The 17,349-nt window shown below is 54.5% G+C and carries 11 protein-coding genes; 4 read left to right on the top strand and 7 right to left on the bottom strand.

The genetic code is table 11. From position 1 onward, the window contains the following. Positions 1 to 5: 5 nt before the first annotated feature. The gene (locus tag R3C20_04430; GenBank protein MEZ6039728.1) at positions 6 to 680 is read left to right on the top strand and encodes a DUF1559 domain-containing protein; all 675 of its coding nucleotides are present in this window, start codon (positions 6 to 8) and stop codon (positions 678 to 680) included. Positions 681 to 683: 3 nt separating this feature from the next. Here the strand turns inward: R3C20_04430 and R3C20_04425 are convergent, their stop codons facing one another. From R3C20_04425 to R3C20_04395, 7 genes are all read right to left on the bottom strand, one after another. Beyond that, the gene (locus R3C20_04425; GenBank protein MEZ6039727.1) at positions 684 to 1,394 is read right to left on the bottom strand and encodes a DUF2306 domain-containing protein; all 711 of its coding nucleotides are present in this window, start codon (positions 1,392 to 1,394) and stop codon (positions 684 to 686) included. 150 nt (positions 1,395 to 1,544) lie between these two features. Then, the gene (gene yacG / locus R3C20_04420) at positions 1,545 to 1,766 is read right to left on the bottom strand and encodes a DNA gyrase inhibitor YacG (GenBank protein MEZ6039726.1); all 222 of its coding nucleotides are present in this window, start codon (positions 1,764 to 1,766) and stop codon (positions 1,545 to 1,547) included. Positions 1,767 to 1,798: 32 nt separating this feature from the next. Further along, entirely contained in the window at positions 1,799 to 2,896 is a 1,098-nt protein-coding gene (locus R3C20_04415; protein MEZ6039725.1) for a hydantoinase/oxoprolinase family protein, read from the bottom strand. A 65-nt stretch (positions 2,897 to 2,961) separates the two neighbouring features. After that, on the bottom strand, positions 2,962 to 4,875 hold the full coding sequence (locus R3C20_04410; protein MEZ6039724.1) for a glycosyltransferase family 39 protein: 1,914 nt from the start codon (positions 4,873 to 4,875) through the stop codon (positions 2,962 to 2,964). Continuing rightward, a complete protein-coding gene (gene dusB / locus R3C20_04405; GenBank protein ID MEZ6039723.1) occupies positions 4,869 to 6,041 on the bottom strand; it encodes a tRNA dihydrouridine synthase DusB in 1,173 nt (390 codons plus the stop codon). The genes R3C20_04410 and dusB overlap by 7 nt, the downstream gene beginning before the upstream one ends. Positions 6,042 to 6,088: 47 nt before the next feature. Further along, positions 6,089 to 7,504, bottom strand: coding sequence for a type I glutamate--ammonia ligase (gene glnA / locus R3C20_04400; protein MEZ6039722.1), 1,416 nt, complete (start codon positions 7,502 to 7,504; stop codon positions 6,089 to 6,091). Positions 7,505 to 7,683: 179 nt separating this feature from the next. Then, positions 7,684 to 9,522: a M20/M25/M40 family metallo-hydrolase gene (locus R3C20_04395; GenBank protein MEZ6039721.1), complete on the bottom strand. Its 1,839-nt coding sequence runs from the start codon at positions 9,520 to 9,522 to the stop codon at positions 7,684 to 7,686. A 664-nt stretch (positions 9,523 to 10,186) separates the two neighbouring features. On the opposite strand from R3C20_04395, the gene R3C20_04390 reads away from it, so the two are divergent. The 3 genes from R3C20_04390 (at position 10,187) to R3C20_04380 (ending at position 17,318) form a co-directional block, all read left to right on the top strand. Then, positions 10,187 to 11,518, top strand: a complete 1,332-nt coding sequence (locus R3C20_04390) for a Trx7/PDZ domain-containing (seleno)protein (protein MEZ6039720.1) — start codon at positions 10,187 to 10,189, stop codon at positions 11,516 to 11,518. 138 nt (positions 11,519 to 11,656) lie between these two features. Then, positions 11,657 to 14,110: a hypothetical protein gene (locus tag R3C20_04385; protein ID MEZ6039719.1), complete on the top strand. Its 2,454-nt coding sequence runs from the start codon at positions 11,657 to 11,659 to the stop codon at positions 14,108 to 14,110. Next, positions 14,103 to 17,318 carry a PSD1 and planctomycete cytochrome C domain-containing protein gene (locus R3C20_04380; protein MEZ6039718.1) on the top strand — a complete coding sequence of 1,072 codons (3,216 nt, stop codon included), beginning with the start codon at positions 14,103 to 14,105 and terminating at the stop codon, positions 17,316 to 17,318. Before R3C20_04385 ends, R3C20_04380 begins: the two co-directional genes overlap by 8 nt. Positions 17,319 to 17,349: the final 31 nt, after the last annotated feature.

The raw sequence follows: 17,349 nt of genomic DNA, 5'->3' as shown, positions 1-17,349 counted from the left end.
TTAAAATGTGGATGTTGCTTATCGTCTTCGTGGTCGCGCTGTTCCTCTTGTTAATCCCGGCACCCCGGCGGGCAGGGGAAGCCGCGCGTCGAACCCAGTGCAAGAACAACTTCAAGCAAATTCTGTTGGCTCTTCACAACTACCACGATACCTATGGGGCTTTTCCGCCAGCGTGGACCGTGGACGAAGCCGGTCAGCGACTTCACAGCTGGCGAACATTGATTTTGCCGTATTGCGAACAAGCCAACCTGTACGAGACGATCGACCTGTCAAAGCCATGGAACGATCCCGTCAATCGAAAGGCTTTGGAAACGCCGGTCGCAGTCTATCGCTGCCCTTCAGCAGGAACCTCGAACACGAAGACAAGCTACATGGCAATCTGCGACGTCAGTGCGGTCTTTCATACGCCAAAGTCATGTGCTTTGCATCAGATTCGTGATGACACCACAATTGCTTTTGTAGAGGTGCCGCAGGAAATGGCAATTCCCTGGATGCAACCCGATGATGTCTCGCCCGAAGATGTGTTGAGCCTCCGCCATTCGAACAGTCTGTCGCATGCTGGCGGTTTTCAGGTCGGTTTTGCTGATGGAATGGTTCGGTTCATTTCCGCCAACATCGACACCGCAACGTTGAAATCTCTGATGACAATCGATGGCGGTGAAACAGTGGGTGAGTTCTGAATCTTAATCCGGCATCTGCTGTCCGGTACGGTCAACTGCCCAGAGAGTCGTGTCCTGTCTCGTTCCATTGCGGGATTTCCATCGCATCCTGAACTCGAAAATCGCCAGCGGGCCGAGCCAACTCAGCCAGGCGGCAAGCGGATACGTCCACGCAGGATCCAGCTTTAGTAAAAGCGAAAGTCCCCCAATCAATCGAAGAGTCACAGCGGAACACAGCAGCAGGTAGCATCGCCACATCCATTGGCGATGCCGGTCAAATTGTCTCAACACGGCCATCCGCCAACCGGCTGCAGCAGAGATGCCGGTCAGCAATGCGAGAGCCGAAAAACCTGAAACGGCCGGCTTGCCACCCTCAGCATATCCCGCCATCAGCAAGCCGCTTGGAGCGACAATCAGGCAGACATTCAGAACATGAAACTTCCCCAGCCATCGATGCCAGTTGGGGTGAAGTTGCCGGAAAGAATCCATTACCAGCAGCAATCCAGCCAACAATGCAACCGGCCCGGATGCAATATGCAGGAAGAAGGCCCAGCCATAGCTTCCCCGGAAGTAGTGTTCGCGGCCCTGAAGAAACTCGGATTCGAAATCAGGTGGCAGGTAGTGTCGGTAGTTCCACAACACCGATATGGTCACCTTCAGGACCAGCAGCATCCCTACGATCTGAAGAGCATTCCAGAGTCGCAACGTTGTCCGCTGGCTGTCGGTGGAATTCATTTCGAAACCTGTCACAGGCCCTGAAATACAGCGGGCCAGCAATGGCAGCGGGCTTGCCGTGGCCGCAAACAGAAATAGTCTTCCGCACAATTGGCTTCTGACCGGTTCTATACCGAACCTGCCTGAATTCTTTCAGGTGCGGACGTTGCGTTAGCTTCCCTGCCCGTTGTCGACAATGACATCCGGGTCCTGTGCAAGAAGCTCCGCTTCTATGGGATCGACGTTTTCTACGATGGCATATCGTCCCTCGGCCCAGCGGAACAGATCCACCTGTTTGCAACGCTCACTGCAGAACGGAGAGTATTTCTTCAGAACAGCCGGGTCATCCGGAAGTCCCTTTCCGCAGACCGGGCAGTCTTGTCGTCGAATCATTTCTCATCCCCTTTTCCTAATGCGGCCGTCACTTAAAACTCTGGTGCAAGGAAGTGAAAGCTTTTTGAACAAATCCCTGCGTCGGAAGCAGATCGTCCAGGCACCTTTCCGATACCAGGCGAGCGACCGCAAACGCATGCGCAATCGGTAATGTCTGTTTTCCACATTTTTGACAAATCCATCACAGACGAATATTCGGTGTCGTCAATTCGCTGTATGGCCTGACGCACCAGATCGCGGCCACTTCCGCTGATCAGCAGAACGGGATTGCTCGAGGCACCAAACTGCTGAGTTTTAAGGAATTCGAGTCGATTCCTGATTCCGGCTTCTACCTGTTGAATTTGTTCCAGGTGCAGCTGATCAGCGATTTGCCGAATTTGTTGCTCATCGAGTTCCTGAGTGTCGCAGCAAAGCATGTGAGCCAGACGACTGGCCGCACATGGTCTTGTCGCGGGACGTCCGTCGGCCGTGTCAAAGTCCGATGGGTCTTCCGGCAATTCGCCTCGTATCAGTCGCACATCTTTCATGGTGGCAAACAATTCTGCCGCCAGAGGAATCAAAAGTCCTTCCACCTCCACTGATTTCGCAACTGCACAAACCGGTGTTCGTGTCGCGCCGGTGTAGAGTAGTTCGGAATGCACGAGCCGCTGGATATCGCAGGAGCCTTCAGAAACAGGTACACCCTGATACAGCGGGATGATATCCGTGGTCGTTGAACCGATATCAATAAGAAGGGCGGGCCCGACAGGAGCAGCCCGCGCCGCCCATGTGGCCAGGGCATGCCAGTTGGCCGCAGCAACCAGCAACGGCAACTCGACGGCATCCGCAGGCTCGGCAAATTCACCACTGGTCATCCAGACTCGAACGGGCTTTCCCGGAAACGCGGCGACCGTTGCATTGACGACAAACTGCACTCCGGCTGTCTTGTCTGGAAAGCAATCCGCAAGCTCAGCTGTCATCGTGAGACCGATCATGGTCGGGTTTGCAAAGACACCCACACAGTGATCGATCAACGTTGCCGTCAGCTGTTCGTACTGTTTCCACATGGCAAACGGAACCGAACGAACGGCGACGTCGTGTGTTGCCAGTTTGATGTTCGCACCACCGATATCAAGGCCCAGAAAATGCATGGTTTGCTTGTAGCTTCAGGTAAAAGAATGAGGCTGAATGCATGGGCTGAAGCGATGAGGAAGCTTCAGTCAAGGCGTGCCAGGGTAAAGGTTTCGGGATCAAATCGGTAGCATTGTCGACCAGGAAACTTTTTTCTCAGGTCGTCCAGTTGCTCTGCCGTTTCAGGAAGTCGACATACAAGAGCTTCCGACTGAAAGTCAGGCGGATTGATGATGTAGCTCAGCTGAGGATCTGCCCCGTTTTCGTCCACCAGAATCAACGCAGGCTTGCGGATTTCGGCCGATTCCACCTGCCATTGAAACTGCTGCAAGCGTTTTCGGGAATAGGCCAGTTGGTTAACGGCCTGAACAACTTTCGCCCGTCCCCATCCCGCCTCCTGATTGACCCAACCCGGCAGCCAACCCACGATGATCAGTGATGTCGCCCAGATGCCCGCACGAAAAGGTGACATCTGCGCGGAGAGATAATCCACGCTTTCAGCGACACCGATCGCACAAATCATCAACAACAGCGGAGCCGTTTCGAAGACGTAGTGCCAACCCATAATTCCGTCGTACCAATAGGGCACATGGACAAGATGCAGGCTCAAGACGGCACCCAGCAAAAGCAACACTCGCGTGTCAGATCGACCGCTCCACAGATTCACAAGCTGCATCAGTGCAGCGATCACAATGAACAGAACAAGCGGCACGATCGAAAGTGACCACTGCAGGCTGCCAAGAAGCCGGGTTTCGACGTTCTGAATCGCCCGAGTCGGGGTCAGATTTTGTGCCCAGTCATCGTACGCCTGAAGGGAAGGAATTCCGGAACTCGTCGATGCTTTTCCATCCATCACGGCGTTATTGAAGCCGTAACAATGCCGGGGCGTCCAGGTATCCGTATAAAGTTGATACGGCGATGTTGTCCATGACCCTGTGGTAGCGTTGTTTGAGACGGCGAGCAAAAGGAAGCCAAGAGCCAGCGGTACGGCAAAGGAAGCAACGACTCCCGTCACCGAACGAAAACGCCGACGACCGGACCCCTGGAATAACTTTGCTCCTAACCAGATGCCAAAAGGCAGAGCAAACCCGGCAGCGGTCATGGGTCGGCCAAGCATCGCCAGCGTCAGCGCCGCTCCCGCAACGGCTGCAAATCGCGTCCTGCCCGTATGGAATAGTCGCAGGAAGCTCCAGAGAAAAATGGCCAGGGCCATCATTGTGGGATGGTGAGCCAGCAACAGATTACTGAACACAGCGATACCCGGGCTGCACGCGATCAGAAGTCCTCCCAATAGTGCCCAGCGATACGGAAGGATTTGTGCCAGCGACAGAAAAAAGAAAACACTGGCAATTCCACCGGCCAGCCAGTGCCCGAAGATCGAATGGCCCATCATCCGAAACGGTGCGATCCACAGCCCCGTCCAGGGAAAATATCGGCTGGCTGTGGTGGGCTGATTCAGAACATGAAACTGATGAAACAGTTCGGGATGAATAGTCATCGGCGGCCACGCAAGGCGACCAGCGATAAAGGTATCGGCCTGCAGTTGATAGCTGAATTCGTCATGATACGCAGGCGGTAGATTGCAGAATCGAACCTGTCGTTCTTCGAACCTCTGTCGCACACCAATCGGCTGAAACCCAATCCAGCCGCTGGCGGTCAGTGACGAAACAAACACCAGGGCCATCCCAGCCAGACACTGCGTCCGTGACATGACACAGGGCGTTGATACGGCGACCATCGCGTCGCTAGCGGAATCAGCCGACGGCTGAGCGTTGTTTCTTCGCGTCACAGATCCTGTGCTTCGAAGTTTCATTACTCGGAACACCGGAAGTAGAAGCAGCACAATCAGTGGCAGCGTGGTCTCCGGATCCCAGTTCACAAACCACTGGAAGACGCCCACTTCTGATTCTGCGGCGTCGATCAACCGAACAAGCTCCCACCGCGCACAGAAGACGGTGATCAGCAGCCAGCACGTCCAGAATACGGCGGCCCTTACCATTTGTCGACGGGTCCGGAAGGAACAGGAATGTGGCAATCCGACAGCACGCCAGTCCGGTTGCCGTCCACAGGTCCGGCTTCACGAATCTTCGCCACGTGAGCGTCCATTTCTTCGCGGGTACGTACTTTTTGAAAGTCCCCACGAAGTTTCTTCTGAACGCGCATTCCTTTCAGATACCAGTGGGCCATTTTTCTGAACAACACGATTGCCCGTGCACTGCCGTTACGTTCTTCCAGACACTCAAACTGCTGCATCATCAGACTCAGCCGTTCCTCGAACGAACCCGCCGGCGAGTAAGCTCCGGTTTGCTCCCATTCCTGCAGTTGTCTGAAGATCCACGGATTGGCCAGTGCCGCTCGACCGATGGAAACAGCATGGCAACCCGTTTCGCGGATCATTCGGGCTGCGTCGGCGACATTGCGAACATCTCCGTTCCCGATGACCGGAATCCTGTCAACAGCCTCAACGACCTGTCGGATTCCATCGAGCGAAACGCTCCCGCTAAAACCCTGTTCGCGAGTTCGACCGTGAATAGCAACAGCAGCAACTCCGACCTGCTCAAACTGATGAGCAAACATCGGGGCGGTTATATTCTCTGCATCCCAGCCAAGTCGCATCTTGACGGTAACGGGCACGCGCACGGCCTGTACGACCTGCTGGACCAGGCTTACCGAGCCGTCGACATTGCACATCATTCCGGCCCCACTACCTGCGCCCGCAATTCGATTCACCGGGCACCCCATATTGATGTCGATGGTATCGACTCCGTGATCCTGAAGCATGCGGGCAGCATCTGCCATGACATCCGGTTCGCTGCCGAAGATCTGGACGGCGAAAGGACGGTCTTCTGGATGGGTTTCAATCATCTCCATCGTGCGTGCATTGCGCGAAAGCAACGCCCGTGCGTTCACCAGATCGGTTGTAGCCAGACCGATCCCTCCGATCCTTCGAACGATGCGTCGGAATGGTAAAGTTGTGAAGCCAGCCAGTGGCGACAGCATGTATCGACTGCATAACGCCAGGCTGCCGTAATGAACAGGGTCTCGAAATTCAGGCCGTTCTACAGCGATCCGCGCGTCGGCAACTCCGCTTGCGGATTCAGTCGTTCGCAGCGAAGGGTCTTTAAAGAAGTCAGTGAGTGCGGATTTAATTGCAGGAGATCCCATGCAAAGCGGTAAACGTCATCGAATACAAACCGTTCCGGACCGTCGCCTCAGCAATCGAAATACAGGGCGAATTCGTACGGATGCGGACGATGGTTAATAGCCTGAATTTCATCCTCGCGTTTGTGACGAATCCATCGCTCGATTACATCAGAAGTAAATACGTCGCCACGCAGCAGGAAGTCGTGATCTTTTTCCAGCGCGTCGATCGATTCGGCCAGAGATGATGGCGTGCACACGAGACCGTCACGTTCTTCGGGCTCAAGATCGTAAAGGTCCTTGTCCTGAGGTCGCCCGGGGCTCATTCGATTCTGGACACCATCGATCATGGCCATCAGGATCGCCGACATGGCCATGTACGGATTGCAGGATGCATCAGGGCAGCGGAACTCAAAACGGCGTTTCGCTTCATCGCCGGAATTCACCGGAATTCGTATGGCGGCCGAGCGATTGCGGTAACTGTAGGACACATTAACCGGCGCTTCGAACCCGGGAATCAGGCGTTTGTAGCTGTTAGTCGTTGGGCAACAGAACGCAAGCAGGGCATTGGCATGCTGCAGGATGCCGCCCATTGCAAACATCGCGGTCTCACTTAGACCACCGTAACCGGATCCCGAAAACAGTGGCTTTCCGCCTTTCATCAGGGACAGCTGCATATGCAGACCTGACCCGTTGTCATTCCAGATGGGCTTGGGCATGAAGGTTGCCGTTTTCCCGTAGGATGCAGCCACGTTGCGAATCAGATACTTCATCCGAACGAGCTGGTCGGCCGCTTTCAGCAGTGAAACGCTTTGCAAAGCAATCTCGCACTGGCCACCAGACGCGACTTCGTGATGTTGAGATTCCATCCGGATACCGCTTTCATCCAGCGCCAACATCATGTCGGTCCGCATGTTCTGAAGCGTATCGGTCGGAGGCAGCATCAGATAACCATCTCTGTGTCGGACACGATATCCCCCCGCACTATTGCCTCGGTTCCACTGACCTTCGCTTGATTCGATGTGGTAGTAACCTTCATTTTCACGCTGATCGAAACGCACACTGTCGAAGACGAAGAACTCTGCTTCAGCGGCAAAGCACGCTTCATCCGCGATACCCGTGGACAACATATAGTTTTCGGCTTTACGCGCGATGTTTCGCGGATCGCGTGGATAACTCTGATGCGTCACCGGATCCTTGACATTGCAGAGCATTGCCACGGTCGATTTCATAAACGGGTCAACAAAGCATGTTTGCGATTCCGGTACGATCAGCATGTCGCTCTCGTGAATCGACTGCCACCCTCGCATAGACGAGCCATCAAATCCGAACCCGTGTTCAAAACTGTCTTCGGTCAGCTGGTCGGCGGGAATTGTAAAGTGACGAAGCACGCCACAGAAATCGGTGAATCGCAGGTCGATCGCGCGAATTTCGCGCTGTCGGCACAGAGCCAGCACTTCACGGGGTGACTGCTGATTGTCATTCATGGACAGAGGCTTTCGAAGTGACAGTCGACGGCCAACTACCGATTAGCAGGCCGTTGAAACAATGCCGGAACGTGGAAAGCGGACCCGGAAGGTCAAACAAACGGAGCGCCGGAGAGGCCTACCCCCGCATTTCGCACGCAGCCGAACATCAGGTGATGTGGACTCGCCGAAACCGTATGTTACCGGCGAGGTTTTCCAAGTTCGACCGAAACTTCCACCTCTTCTTCGCCTCGCTTCACAATGACAATGACTTTGTCGCCCGGTTTCTGATTTGTCAGCTGATCCAGCAGTGCCGGGTAGTCGTCGAGCCGACGATCGCCCATCTTCATCAGAATGTCCCCCACCTGGATCCCGGCGTTCCGAGCCGGTGAAGTTTCCGGCAGGCCGCGAACAAGAACCCCGCCATCGTCGTATTCGCCCAGTTCCGGCACGATGCCCAGATACGGAATTCCCCGAAATCGATTGCGATCGCCACTCATTTTGAAAAATACGGGGCGCTCAGGCAATGCGTCGGCAAGTCGCAACAATTGCTCGCTGTAGTCGATCACTTTCACTGAACCCGGAATGTTCAGCCGTTCGAAATCGTCATCCGGCGTATGATAGGTGCCCGTCAGCCCTGTGCAGCAAAACAGCACAGGAACGTCTCTCTGGTAAAACGGAAGGTGATCGCTGCCCGCGAAGGGATTCTGAACAACGCTGATCCCGACATCTGTCAGTTCGTCAGCTTCACGCACCAGATCCGCAAATTCAGGCGCCGTCCCAACTCCATTCACTTCCACCGTGTTATTGCGCAGATTACCGATCATATCGAAATTCAGCATCAGCGCCGTCTGGCCCAGCGGCTCAACGGGATGAGTAACGTAGTAGTTACTGCCGAGCAGCCCCAGTTCTTCCCCTGAAAAACAGATAAACATCATTCGACGTCTGGGGGAAGGGCCGGAAGCAAATCGACGCGCGAGCTCCAGAACGGCAGAAGTTCCGGTCGCGTTGTCATCGGCACCATTGTGGATCTCTCCGTTTCGATTGCGGGTCCGGGACTGCGGTCCACCGTATCCAATATGATCGTAGTGCGCGCCAATGATGATGGTTTCATTTGCGAGCGGACCTTCTCCTTCCACAACACCGATCAGATTGCTTGTACTGATGCTGCGAGATTCGAATCGCGTTGTGACATCCGCTGTCCAGCCTGGCATTGGCTGCGAAACAGGTTTCATTGTAGCGTCGATGTGCTTTTCGATTTCTGCAAGACTCGTCAATTCGCTTTCGCCGACTTTTAGGGGCGATTTCTGCAGCAACTGATTAATGACGGCCTGCTGAACATGAACAAACGGGAGATCGTCACCTTCGTTCCCGAAGCCCGCAGGAGGTGTCAAATCGTCACGATCAGCGCTGGGACTGCTGTGTGGATCATTTACGAAAATGATGCCGGCAGCCTTCCTGCTGACAGCGAGCTGCATCTTTGTATCAATATAGGAATGGCGAGAATTGGAGCGCCCGTTAAAGGCATCATCATTCGACTGACGGGGCTCACGGCGAATCATGACCAGAATACAGCCTTCAACATCCATGCCGTCGTAGTCGTCGTAGCCGTCTTCGTCGGATGAAATTCCGTAACCAATGAAGACAAGACGGCCCGTCGAACTACCATTCCTGCCCCGACGAATTGGCTGAAACTGTTTGCCTCGAAGGAGCGAGACCGTTTGGTTGTCTGGTCCATGAAGGACTACCGCCGTGGAAGGATCGACGCGCACAGGGCCAATCGCAACGGGAAATGTTTGGCGGAAACCACCATCCGGCATTGCTGGTTTCAGCCCCATACGCTGGTATTCAGCGATGATATGTTCGGCCGCTTTTTCCAGACCCGGCGTTTCGATGCCTCGACCTTCCAGCGCATCGGATGCCAGAAATTCAATATCATGCTGCACTCGTTCCAGGACTGCGCTGTTAACGGACGAATTGTCTTCCGCAAACAGGCTTCCGCCTGAACTCAAGCACGCGAACAAAATCATAACAGACATAACACGGCGTCCGGCAAATGACCCAAATTGGGCAAGTGACCGGAAATGAACGTCGGATCGCATTACAGAATTCCATCTCTGAGTAGAGTCATGGAGAAGTAGAGTCATGGAGAAAATGACAGGAGAAGTTTGACAACGTCAGGGCATTGGCTCCGGACGTCCGTACTCGCCGTACGGACTATTGCACGATGGCACAATCAGGCAAGTTGCTCGAACTCCTGTTGGCCGGAAGTTTCGAAGATTATCACGTCGTGGCCATGAGTGGCGAGATGATAAACGAGGATTGCCGGCGGATGGATGAGGTCTGCCCATGAGAAGCCGACAGCGAGAGATTCCCCGGGTTTTCCCGGGAACAGCGGGAACGATCCAATGTGATGACACAAACAATCCTCCGTTTTCCGCGAGCCTTGCAGCCGACTTCTTCGGAACTCACAGTGGACTCTGTCGGATCAGAATCCGTCGAAGAATCGCCCCGGTTTGCCTGATGAGAGCACTCCCGAGAGCATTCCACCGTGAAGACGCGATTCCAGTAAACCACATCGCTGGACGGTCCAAACCAGTCTGCCAGCCTTGCCAATTCACCTTCAGGTCGGCAGCATGTAGATCCCTGGCCGACAAGATTGTTCGTCGTCCTGCAAAATTCTGTGCTTTGGAGGATGCTGTGATGCATCGAATTCTGCTCGCTTTCGTACTGATCCTGAGCCTGACATCTGAAGTGTCAGCTCAAAAGAAGTCGCGCGAAGAAAAAGTGCGCGAGGACAAAGCACGCGTCACTGAAGAAGGTTTCTGGATATACAACGATCTTCCAGCCGCATTTGAGCAGGCAAAGCAAACGGGCAAACCAATCCTGGTTGTTCTGCGTTGCCTGCCGTGCGAAGAATGCGTGAAACTGGATGACGAACTTGTTGATCAGGACCCCGTCATTCGCCCCTTGCTGGAAAAATTTGTCTGTGTTCGTCAGGTATCCACAAACGGGCTCGACCTGTCGGTCTTCCAGTACGATACAGACCAGTCATTCGCTGTATTCATGCTGAATGCCGACAAGACGATCTATGGTCGCTTCGGGACGCGTTCGCATCGCACTGAATGGTTTGGCGACGTCTCTCTGCCGGGCCTGGCAGAAGCATTAAAGGGCGCGCTTGCACTCCATGCCGATTACCCCGCAAACAAATCCTCACTGACTGGTAAGACCGGACCAGCTCCATTGTTCGCAAGCCCGGAGAAGTTCCCTTCGCTGAAGGATCGATTCACCGATTCGCTGAACTACAAGGGCGATGTGGTAAAGAGCTGCATTCACTGTCACCAGATTGGTGATGCCATTCGCGATCATTACCGAGCAACCGGCGAACCGATCCCCGAATCAGTCCTGTTTCCTTATCCACATCCCAAGTCGATTGGTCTGATCCTGAATCCCGAAGTCAAGTCCGAAGTCAAATCTGTTGAGCCTTCGTCACTGGCAGAGGCCGCTGGATTTCAGGCAAACGACGACATTGTTTCGCTGAATAATCAGCCCATACTTTCCATTGCCGATGTTCAATGGGTTCTGCATTCGGTTCCACCAGAAGGTGGTATGGTTTCAGCAACCGTGAATCGCGGTGGAAAACCAGTGAATCTCACGCTCAGCCTGCCACAACACTGGCGCCGAATGGGAGATATTTCCTGGCGAGTCAGTTCGTGGGGACTGCGTCGGATGGCAACAGGGGGCATGAGGCTGGCCACGGTTGAAAGCACCGAACGCAGTCGTCTGAATCTGGCGAATGGCAAGATGGCATTGAAAGTGACGCACGTTGGACAATACGGGGCTCACGCAACAGCGAAGAAGGCGGGCTTCCGTGTCGACGACGTCATCATTCAGGTCGATCAACGCGACGACCTGCTCACCGAAACGGACCTCATGCTCTATGGCTGCACCGAAAAGAAAGCAGGCGAATCTGTCCGTGTAACAATTCTGCGAAACGGACAAAAAAAGACACTCCAGCTTCCAATGCAGGGGTAATTCAGCGACACCTGCTCCCCAGCATTGCCTGCTGCAGGCATTTCCTGCCAGTTTCACCGTCAAGTAAGCATAAGAATGACTTTCACAAACATTCCTTTCCAGCCTTCCTCGCCCTCTCGGCCTGAGCTATCAAAACGAATGCTTCCTGCGGCAGTGATGCTGGTTTTTACTTGCCTTCCGGCTTTCTGTTACGGCGAATCGCCAGCCAGAATCACTTCCGGAGGCATCGGCCGCTACATGAGCGATCGATGGGGAATGGTCAAAGCGACTGTCCACAATACGGAAACTGTTGAGCAGGACTTCCTGCTGCTGGTGACTCCGCCGAATGGCAACGGCCTGCAGTTCGGCCGAAAGATCCGGATGCCGGCAGGGACGTCTTCCGAAATTTCTTTTCCGGTATGGATAAGTTCCGGGCTGGAAGGAAACCTTGACTTCCCTTACCTGATTTTTCCGGGCGGCGATGATGACGGTGTTGTAACACGACGCAGCGCTGATAATGAGGTCGTCCCCAGTTACAACGCACTTGTCCGAGCGTCTGGCAGGGGAATGATGGCATGGCTGACATCCACCAGCATCCCCGACGAACAAAACGTACGCGCGCAGCAACTGATGTTTGCTATGCAGCACGGACAACCGTCCGTCAGTAAGACGGTCGTCAGCCTCGTTCCCCGAGAATTGACAGGCCATGCCGAATCGCTGGATGCGGTGTCACAATTGATTGTCTCCAGTAACGAACTCACCGAACAACCTGAAGTCTGCGAAGCGATTCGCCTGTGGGTTCAGCGTGGCGGTCGTCTGTGGCTGTGTCTCGATCAAACAGGCCCGGAATCCGTTGAAGCGTTGCTGGGAGATGCCTTTCCCTTTTCTGTTGTTGGACAGACCTCTGCAAACACCATCAAGCTGGATATTAACCCCGACTACCGCAAAGACGGATATCCCGTTCGGGAAGTGATTCGGGAATTCGATGAACCCCGATCCTACATCCGGGTTGTTGCCGATCGAGGTGAAATGGTCTGGACCGTGGATGGATGGCCGGTCGCGTTTCGTCTTCCATTCGGAGAAGGGACCGTTGTCGTCACAACCATTTCTCCGGATGTCTTTTACACCGAACGCGAACGCAAAGGCTCGAACGAATCGCCGGTGGAATTTATCCCATCCATGCGCCGTATTCAGAATTCGTTCTTTGGCCCTATTGAGCCCCCGCAACTGAATGCAAAACTCATCGCCGCACAGGCCGCATCTCGCATTGGCTACACCATTCCTTCGCGATGGTTTGCGATCCTGCTGACACTTGGATTTCCGACAATCCTTCTGGCGGCCGGCCTGATTGTGATCAAGTCTCATCGCGGTGAACGACTCATCTGGGTCACGCCGCTACTGGCCATCCTGATGGCAATCCCCGCAATGCAAAAAGGTCTGCAAATCTCCGGCAGTGCTCCGCCGACTTCAGTGCAAACACAGATCATCAATGCCGTTCCTGGTCAGATAAAACTGGTGAGCGATGGCCTGGCTACGATTTACATGCCAGATAGTGGCAATCTTGCCGTGACAGCGTCACGAGGGTCCATCCTGGCGCCACCCCCCGGCGATATTGACCGCAGTTATCGTCGTTTGATCTGGAATGGAAAACGAACCAACGAATGGAAACAACTCAATCGATCCGTCGGCCTGACAACTCTGCAGGTTCGCAACACACGCCTGATTCCGGAACCGATGGATGCCGTCGCAACCTTTACCGAACAGGGTGTTGAAGGCCGGATACAACTGGCTGGCCTGACGAATCCCCGTGACGCGTTGTTCGCCGGAACCGTTTCCGGAATCCAGTCCGCAACTGTTTCCGAAGACGGCCGTTTTTCCATCACGTCCCGCGCATTCCTTGCGCCGGGTACGTTTTTCGAATCCACATTGATGACGGATGAACAGCGACAGCATTCTTCCGTCTACGAAAACATCATCAACCCCGAAGGGCAGGCAGAGGCCTTCCCCGAAGAGCCGGCAATTTTATATTGGGCAAACGCCGAACCTTCCGGGGTAAAAATCGGCGGGGATGATATGCGTCAGGAAGAACAGTTGCTCGTAGTGCAGCCCATCCGCCTGGAACAACCAGAGATCGGGAAGACCTTCATGATTCCGCCAGGCTTTCTGTCTTATCGCGCGGTCCAGAATGACGACGGAAACCTCAGTTCCGCCTTCGATTCTGCGCGGCGCCGCTGGAATCTGGAAGGCAGTGAACGCGACGGAATCGTGCGACTTCAATTCGAAATCCCGAAAGTTTGCAGGCCGTTTGCCCTTCAGGATGGTCAACTTCACATCCGTCTTCGTGCAGGTTCGCGCACAGTCCAGTTCTCAGCTGGCGAACCCGGTGCCTTCCAGGAAATCTCTGTCCTGAAGAGCCCCGTCGGCTCCTTTGATATCGACTTCAACGACGAATCGATTCAAAAGTCGATTCGCAGTGGCGTTCTGTATCTTGAAATCTCAGTCAGCAGCCTGAACGTGCAGGATTCCGGAGAAGAATCAATTGGTGAACAGGATGATTCCTGGAGCATCGAAGAACTGTCGATGACCTTACAGGGACAACGAACAAATGAATAAGTGGAAAAACACAAAACGCGGATGCATCCTCTGCACCCTTTCCATGATCTGCTCAGCCATTGCATCAGGTGCGGAAAAGGACATTCGCTTCAACCGCGATATAAAGCCCATACTCTCCGAGAACTGCTTTACCTGCCATGGCCCCGACGAAAACAAGAGGGCGGCTGGACTGAGACTGGATCAGTTCGAGGGCGCGACGGCCATTGCTGAATCCGGCGATGCTGCCATCGTGCCCGGAAAGCCAGAGAAAAGTGCGTTGATGCAGAGAATCCTTTCTGCGGATCCGGATTTGCGGATGCCGCCCGCGGACACGGGCAAACAGGTCAGCAGCGAACAGGTTGCCCTGTTGCAACGATGGATTCAGAACGGAGCGGAATATCGGGGACACTGGGCATTTCAACGCCCTGATCGGCCGGACATCCCAAACGTAGAATCAACCAACCACGAACTCCAGGTAAACGATTCTGCAAATCCCATCGATCGGTTTGTTCAGCAAAAGCTCGCGGAAGTCGGCCTGAAACATTCGCCTGAGGCAGATCGTATCAAGCTGATTCGTCGTGTCGCGCTGGATCTGACCGGTCTGCCGCCAACCCCGGAACAGGTAGAGGCTTATCTCAGCGATAAGTCACCGAATGCCTATGAATCCATGGTCGATCGCTATCTGACCTCGCCCGCCTATGGCGAACGTATGGCCATTTCATGGCTGGACTACGCGAGGTATGCAGACAGCAATGGTTTCCAAAGCGACGGAAGTCGTGATATCTGGGCGTGGCGGGACTGGGTGATTGATGCCTACAACAGCAACAAGCCATTCGACCAATTCACCATTGAGCAGCTTGCCGGCGATATGTTGCCGGACGCCACGCAGGAGCAAATCATCGCAACAGGTTTCAATCGCAATCATCGCCTGAACGGCGAAGGGGGCAGAATTGAAGCAGAGTGGTTCGTCGAAACTGTCATTGATCGCGTGGAAACGACGGGCCTGACCTGGATGGGCCTGACTTTAAACTGCTGCCGTTGCCACGACCACAAGTACGACCCGATTTCTCAGCGAGAATTCTATCAGCTGTTTGCATTCTTCAATTCGAATGACGAAAGCGGCGTTCTTGCTCCCCTTGGGAAAAATGGAGAAAACACGCCGCCCCTGCTGACCCTGACCACACCGGAATCAGAAGCACAGCTCGCTCGTCTGCATCAGAATCTCAGCAAAGCCAAAGCGATGCTGAAAGATGCAGAATCCCAGTTGCCGAAAGCACTGGAGGTCTGGGAACAATCAATGGCCGATCAATTGAATCAACCGGACATCTGGCAGCTTCAATCTCCTTCCAAGGTGGTTTCCGTCGGCGGCGCAGAATTCCAGGGGCTGGACGATGGTTCGTTTCTGGCGACGGGAAAGAACCCGCCACGCGATACCTACGAAATCGATATCCCGCTTTCAGATGCATTGGCGGAAGGGCAATCGCTGACAGGTTTCATGCTGGAGGTGATTCCTGACGAGAGACTGCCTAACAAGAGCCTTGGCCGAGGATCGAATGGGAATTTTGTTCTGACGGATGTTGTTGCTGAACTCTCCGCCCCAACACTCAAAAAACCGCTTCCCCTGAATGTGTCCCGTGCCGCGGCAGACTACGAACAACCCTCGTGGGCAGCGACTTCCGTGATTACCAGGCCCGTGACAAAGGGTTCTCCGCAACCCGCGAGGAAGGGATGGGCTGTTGATGGAAACGATCCGACGAAACGACTGAATCGTCGCCTCATGTTCGCTCTGGCTCAGCCGGTCAGCGTACCTGCCAATGCCACTCTGCATATCCAAATGCGGCACCAGTCACCCTATGCCGATCACAATGTTGGCCGATTCAGAATCTTCGTCAGTCAGGTCGACCCATCTCTGTTGGCTCCCGCCGGCAGCAATCTGGCTCCGGAAATTCGCGCTATTCTTACCACGTCCCGATCCCAGCGCACAACGCAACAGACGGCTGCGTTGCTGAAGTTCTTTCAGTCAAGTTCAGCCAGCCCTGTCGGCAAAGCAGAAGCCGCAGTAAAAGCGGCGGAAAAACAAGTGACGGATTATCGGGAGAGCCTTCCCACAACGATGGTGATGAAAGAACGCAGTCAACCCAGAGATGCCTTTGTGCTTTTACGCGGCGAATATGATCAGCCAGCAGAAAAGGTAGAACGCAGGCTTCCGTCATTCCTTCCTCCACTTCCCGAAGGCGAACCCGCCAATCGACTGGGACTCGCCAGATGGATCGTCAGTGAGGATAACCCACTGACCGCACGCGTCTGGGTCAATCGGGAATGGGAGAGGTTCTTCGGTACCGGAATCGTCAAGACGACGGAAAACTTTGGATCGCAGTCCGAATTCCCCAGCCACCCTGAACTGCTCGACTGGCTCGCCGTTGAATTCATGCAACCCACAATGCTTCCCGCAGTCGCTGGCAGGAAGCCGCATGGGTGGGACATGAAGGCGCTTCAGAAACTGATCCTGATGAGCCACACCTACCGGCAGTCTTCAGTCGTTTCAGAGAAGCAAATCGCATCGGACCCGGAAAACCGATGGCTGTCCCGCGCATCTCGATTCCGCCTGACCGGAGAATTATTGCGGGATCAGGCGCTCTTCGTCAGCGGATTGCTGGTTGACAGGATCGGTGGTCCCAGCGTGCGTCCTTACATGCCCGAGGGTGTCTGGGACGAAACCAGCAAATACGGCAATCTGCGCGGCTACAAACATGACACTGGCGAAGGTCTGTACCGCCGCACGCTTTACACCATCTGGAAACGTACTGCTGCACCGCCGACGATGTTGCTTTTCGATGCCCCGAACAGAGAAGTTTGCACCATCAAGCGATCTCGGACCAACACCCCGCTTCAGGCGCTGGCCCTTTTGAACGAAGTGACCTTCGTGGAAGCAGCACGGGCGCTTGCAACGCGTATCATTACGGAAGGTGGCGATTCAGCCTCAGACCGAATGACTTACGGGTTTCGCATCATCACCGGCCGTGCGCCAACATCACACGAATCATCGGTGCTGTTGCAGGGTTTGAACGAGGATCTCACTCGATTCAGCAACGAACCGAATGCCGCAAGAGAAGTCATACAGCAGGGCGAATCTCCCGTACCGGCGAATATCCCACCTGAACAACTGGCAGCATGGACCCTGACGTGTAACATCCTGATGAACCTGGATGAATTCGTCACGCGTGAATAGACGGAGGCGACAACAAAGAGTCTGCGCCTTC

The organism is Planctomycetaceae bacterium, from assembly GCA_041398825.1.
Lineage (GTDB): Bacteria > Planctomycetota > Planctomycetia > Planctomycetales > Planctomycetaceae > F1-80-MAGs062.
Note: the sequence above shows the minus strand (reverse complement) of the source record. Positions and strands in the feature narration are given on the sequence as shown.

Bases quoted from the DNA above. Each gene is read 5' to 3' on its own strand.
- R3C20_04430 (MEZ6039728.1), top strand. From the start codon at position 6: ATGTGGATGTTGCTTATCGTCTTCGTGGTCGCGCTGTTCCTCTTGTTA.
- R3C20_04425 (MEZ6039727.1), bottom strand. From the start codon at position 1,394: ATGAATTCCACCGACAGCCAGCGGACAACGTTGCGACTCTGGAATGCT.
- yacG (MEZ6039726.1), bottom strand. From the start codon at position 1,766: ATGATTCGACGACAAGACTGCCCGGTCTGCGGAAAGGGACTTCCGGAT.
- R3C20_04415 (MEZ6039725.1), bottom strand. From the start codon at position 2,896: ATGCATTTTCTGGGCCTTGATATCGGTGGTGCGAACATCAAACTGGCA.
- R3C20_04410 (MEZ6039724.1), bottom strand. From the start codon at position 4,875: ATGGTAAGGGCCGCCGTATTCTGGACGTGCTGGCTGCTGATCACCGTC.
- dusB (MEZ6039723.1), bottom strand. From the start codon at position 6,041: ATGGGATCTCCTGCAATTAAATCCGCACTCACTGACTTCTTTAAAGAC.
- glnA (MEZ6039722.1), bottom strand. From the start codon at position 7,504: ATGAATGACAATCAGCAGTCACCCCGTGAAGTGCTGGCTCTGTGCCGA.
- R3C20_04395 (MEZ6039721.1), bottom strand. From the start codon at position 9,522: ATGTCTGTTATGATTTTGTTCGCGTGCTTGAGTTCAGGCGGAAGCCTG.
- R3C20_04390 (MEZ6039720.1), top strand. From the start codon at position 10,187: ATGCATCGAATTCTGCTCGCTTTCGTACTGATCCTGAGCCTGACATCT.
- R3C20_04385 (MEZ6039719.1), top strand. From the start codon at position 11,657: ATGCTTCCTGCGGCAGTGATGCTGGTTTTTACTTGCCTTCCGGCTTTC.
- R3C20_04380 (MEZ6039718.1), top strand. From the start codon at position 14,103: ATGAATAAGTGGAAAAACACAAAACGCGGATGCATCCTCTGCACCCTT.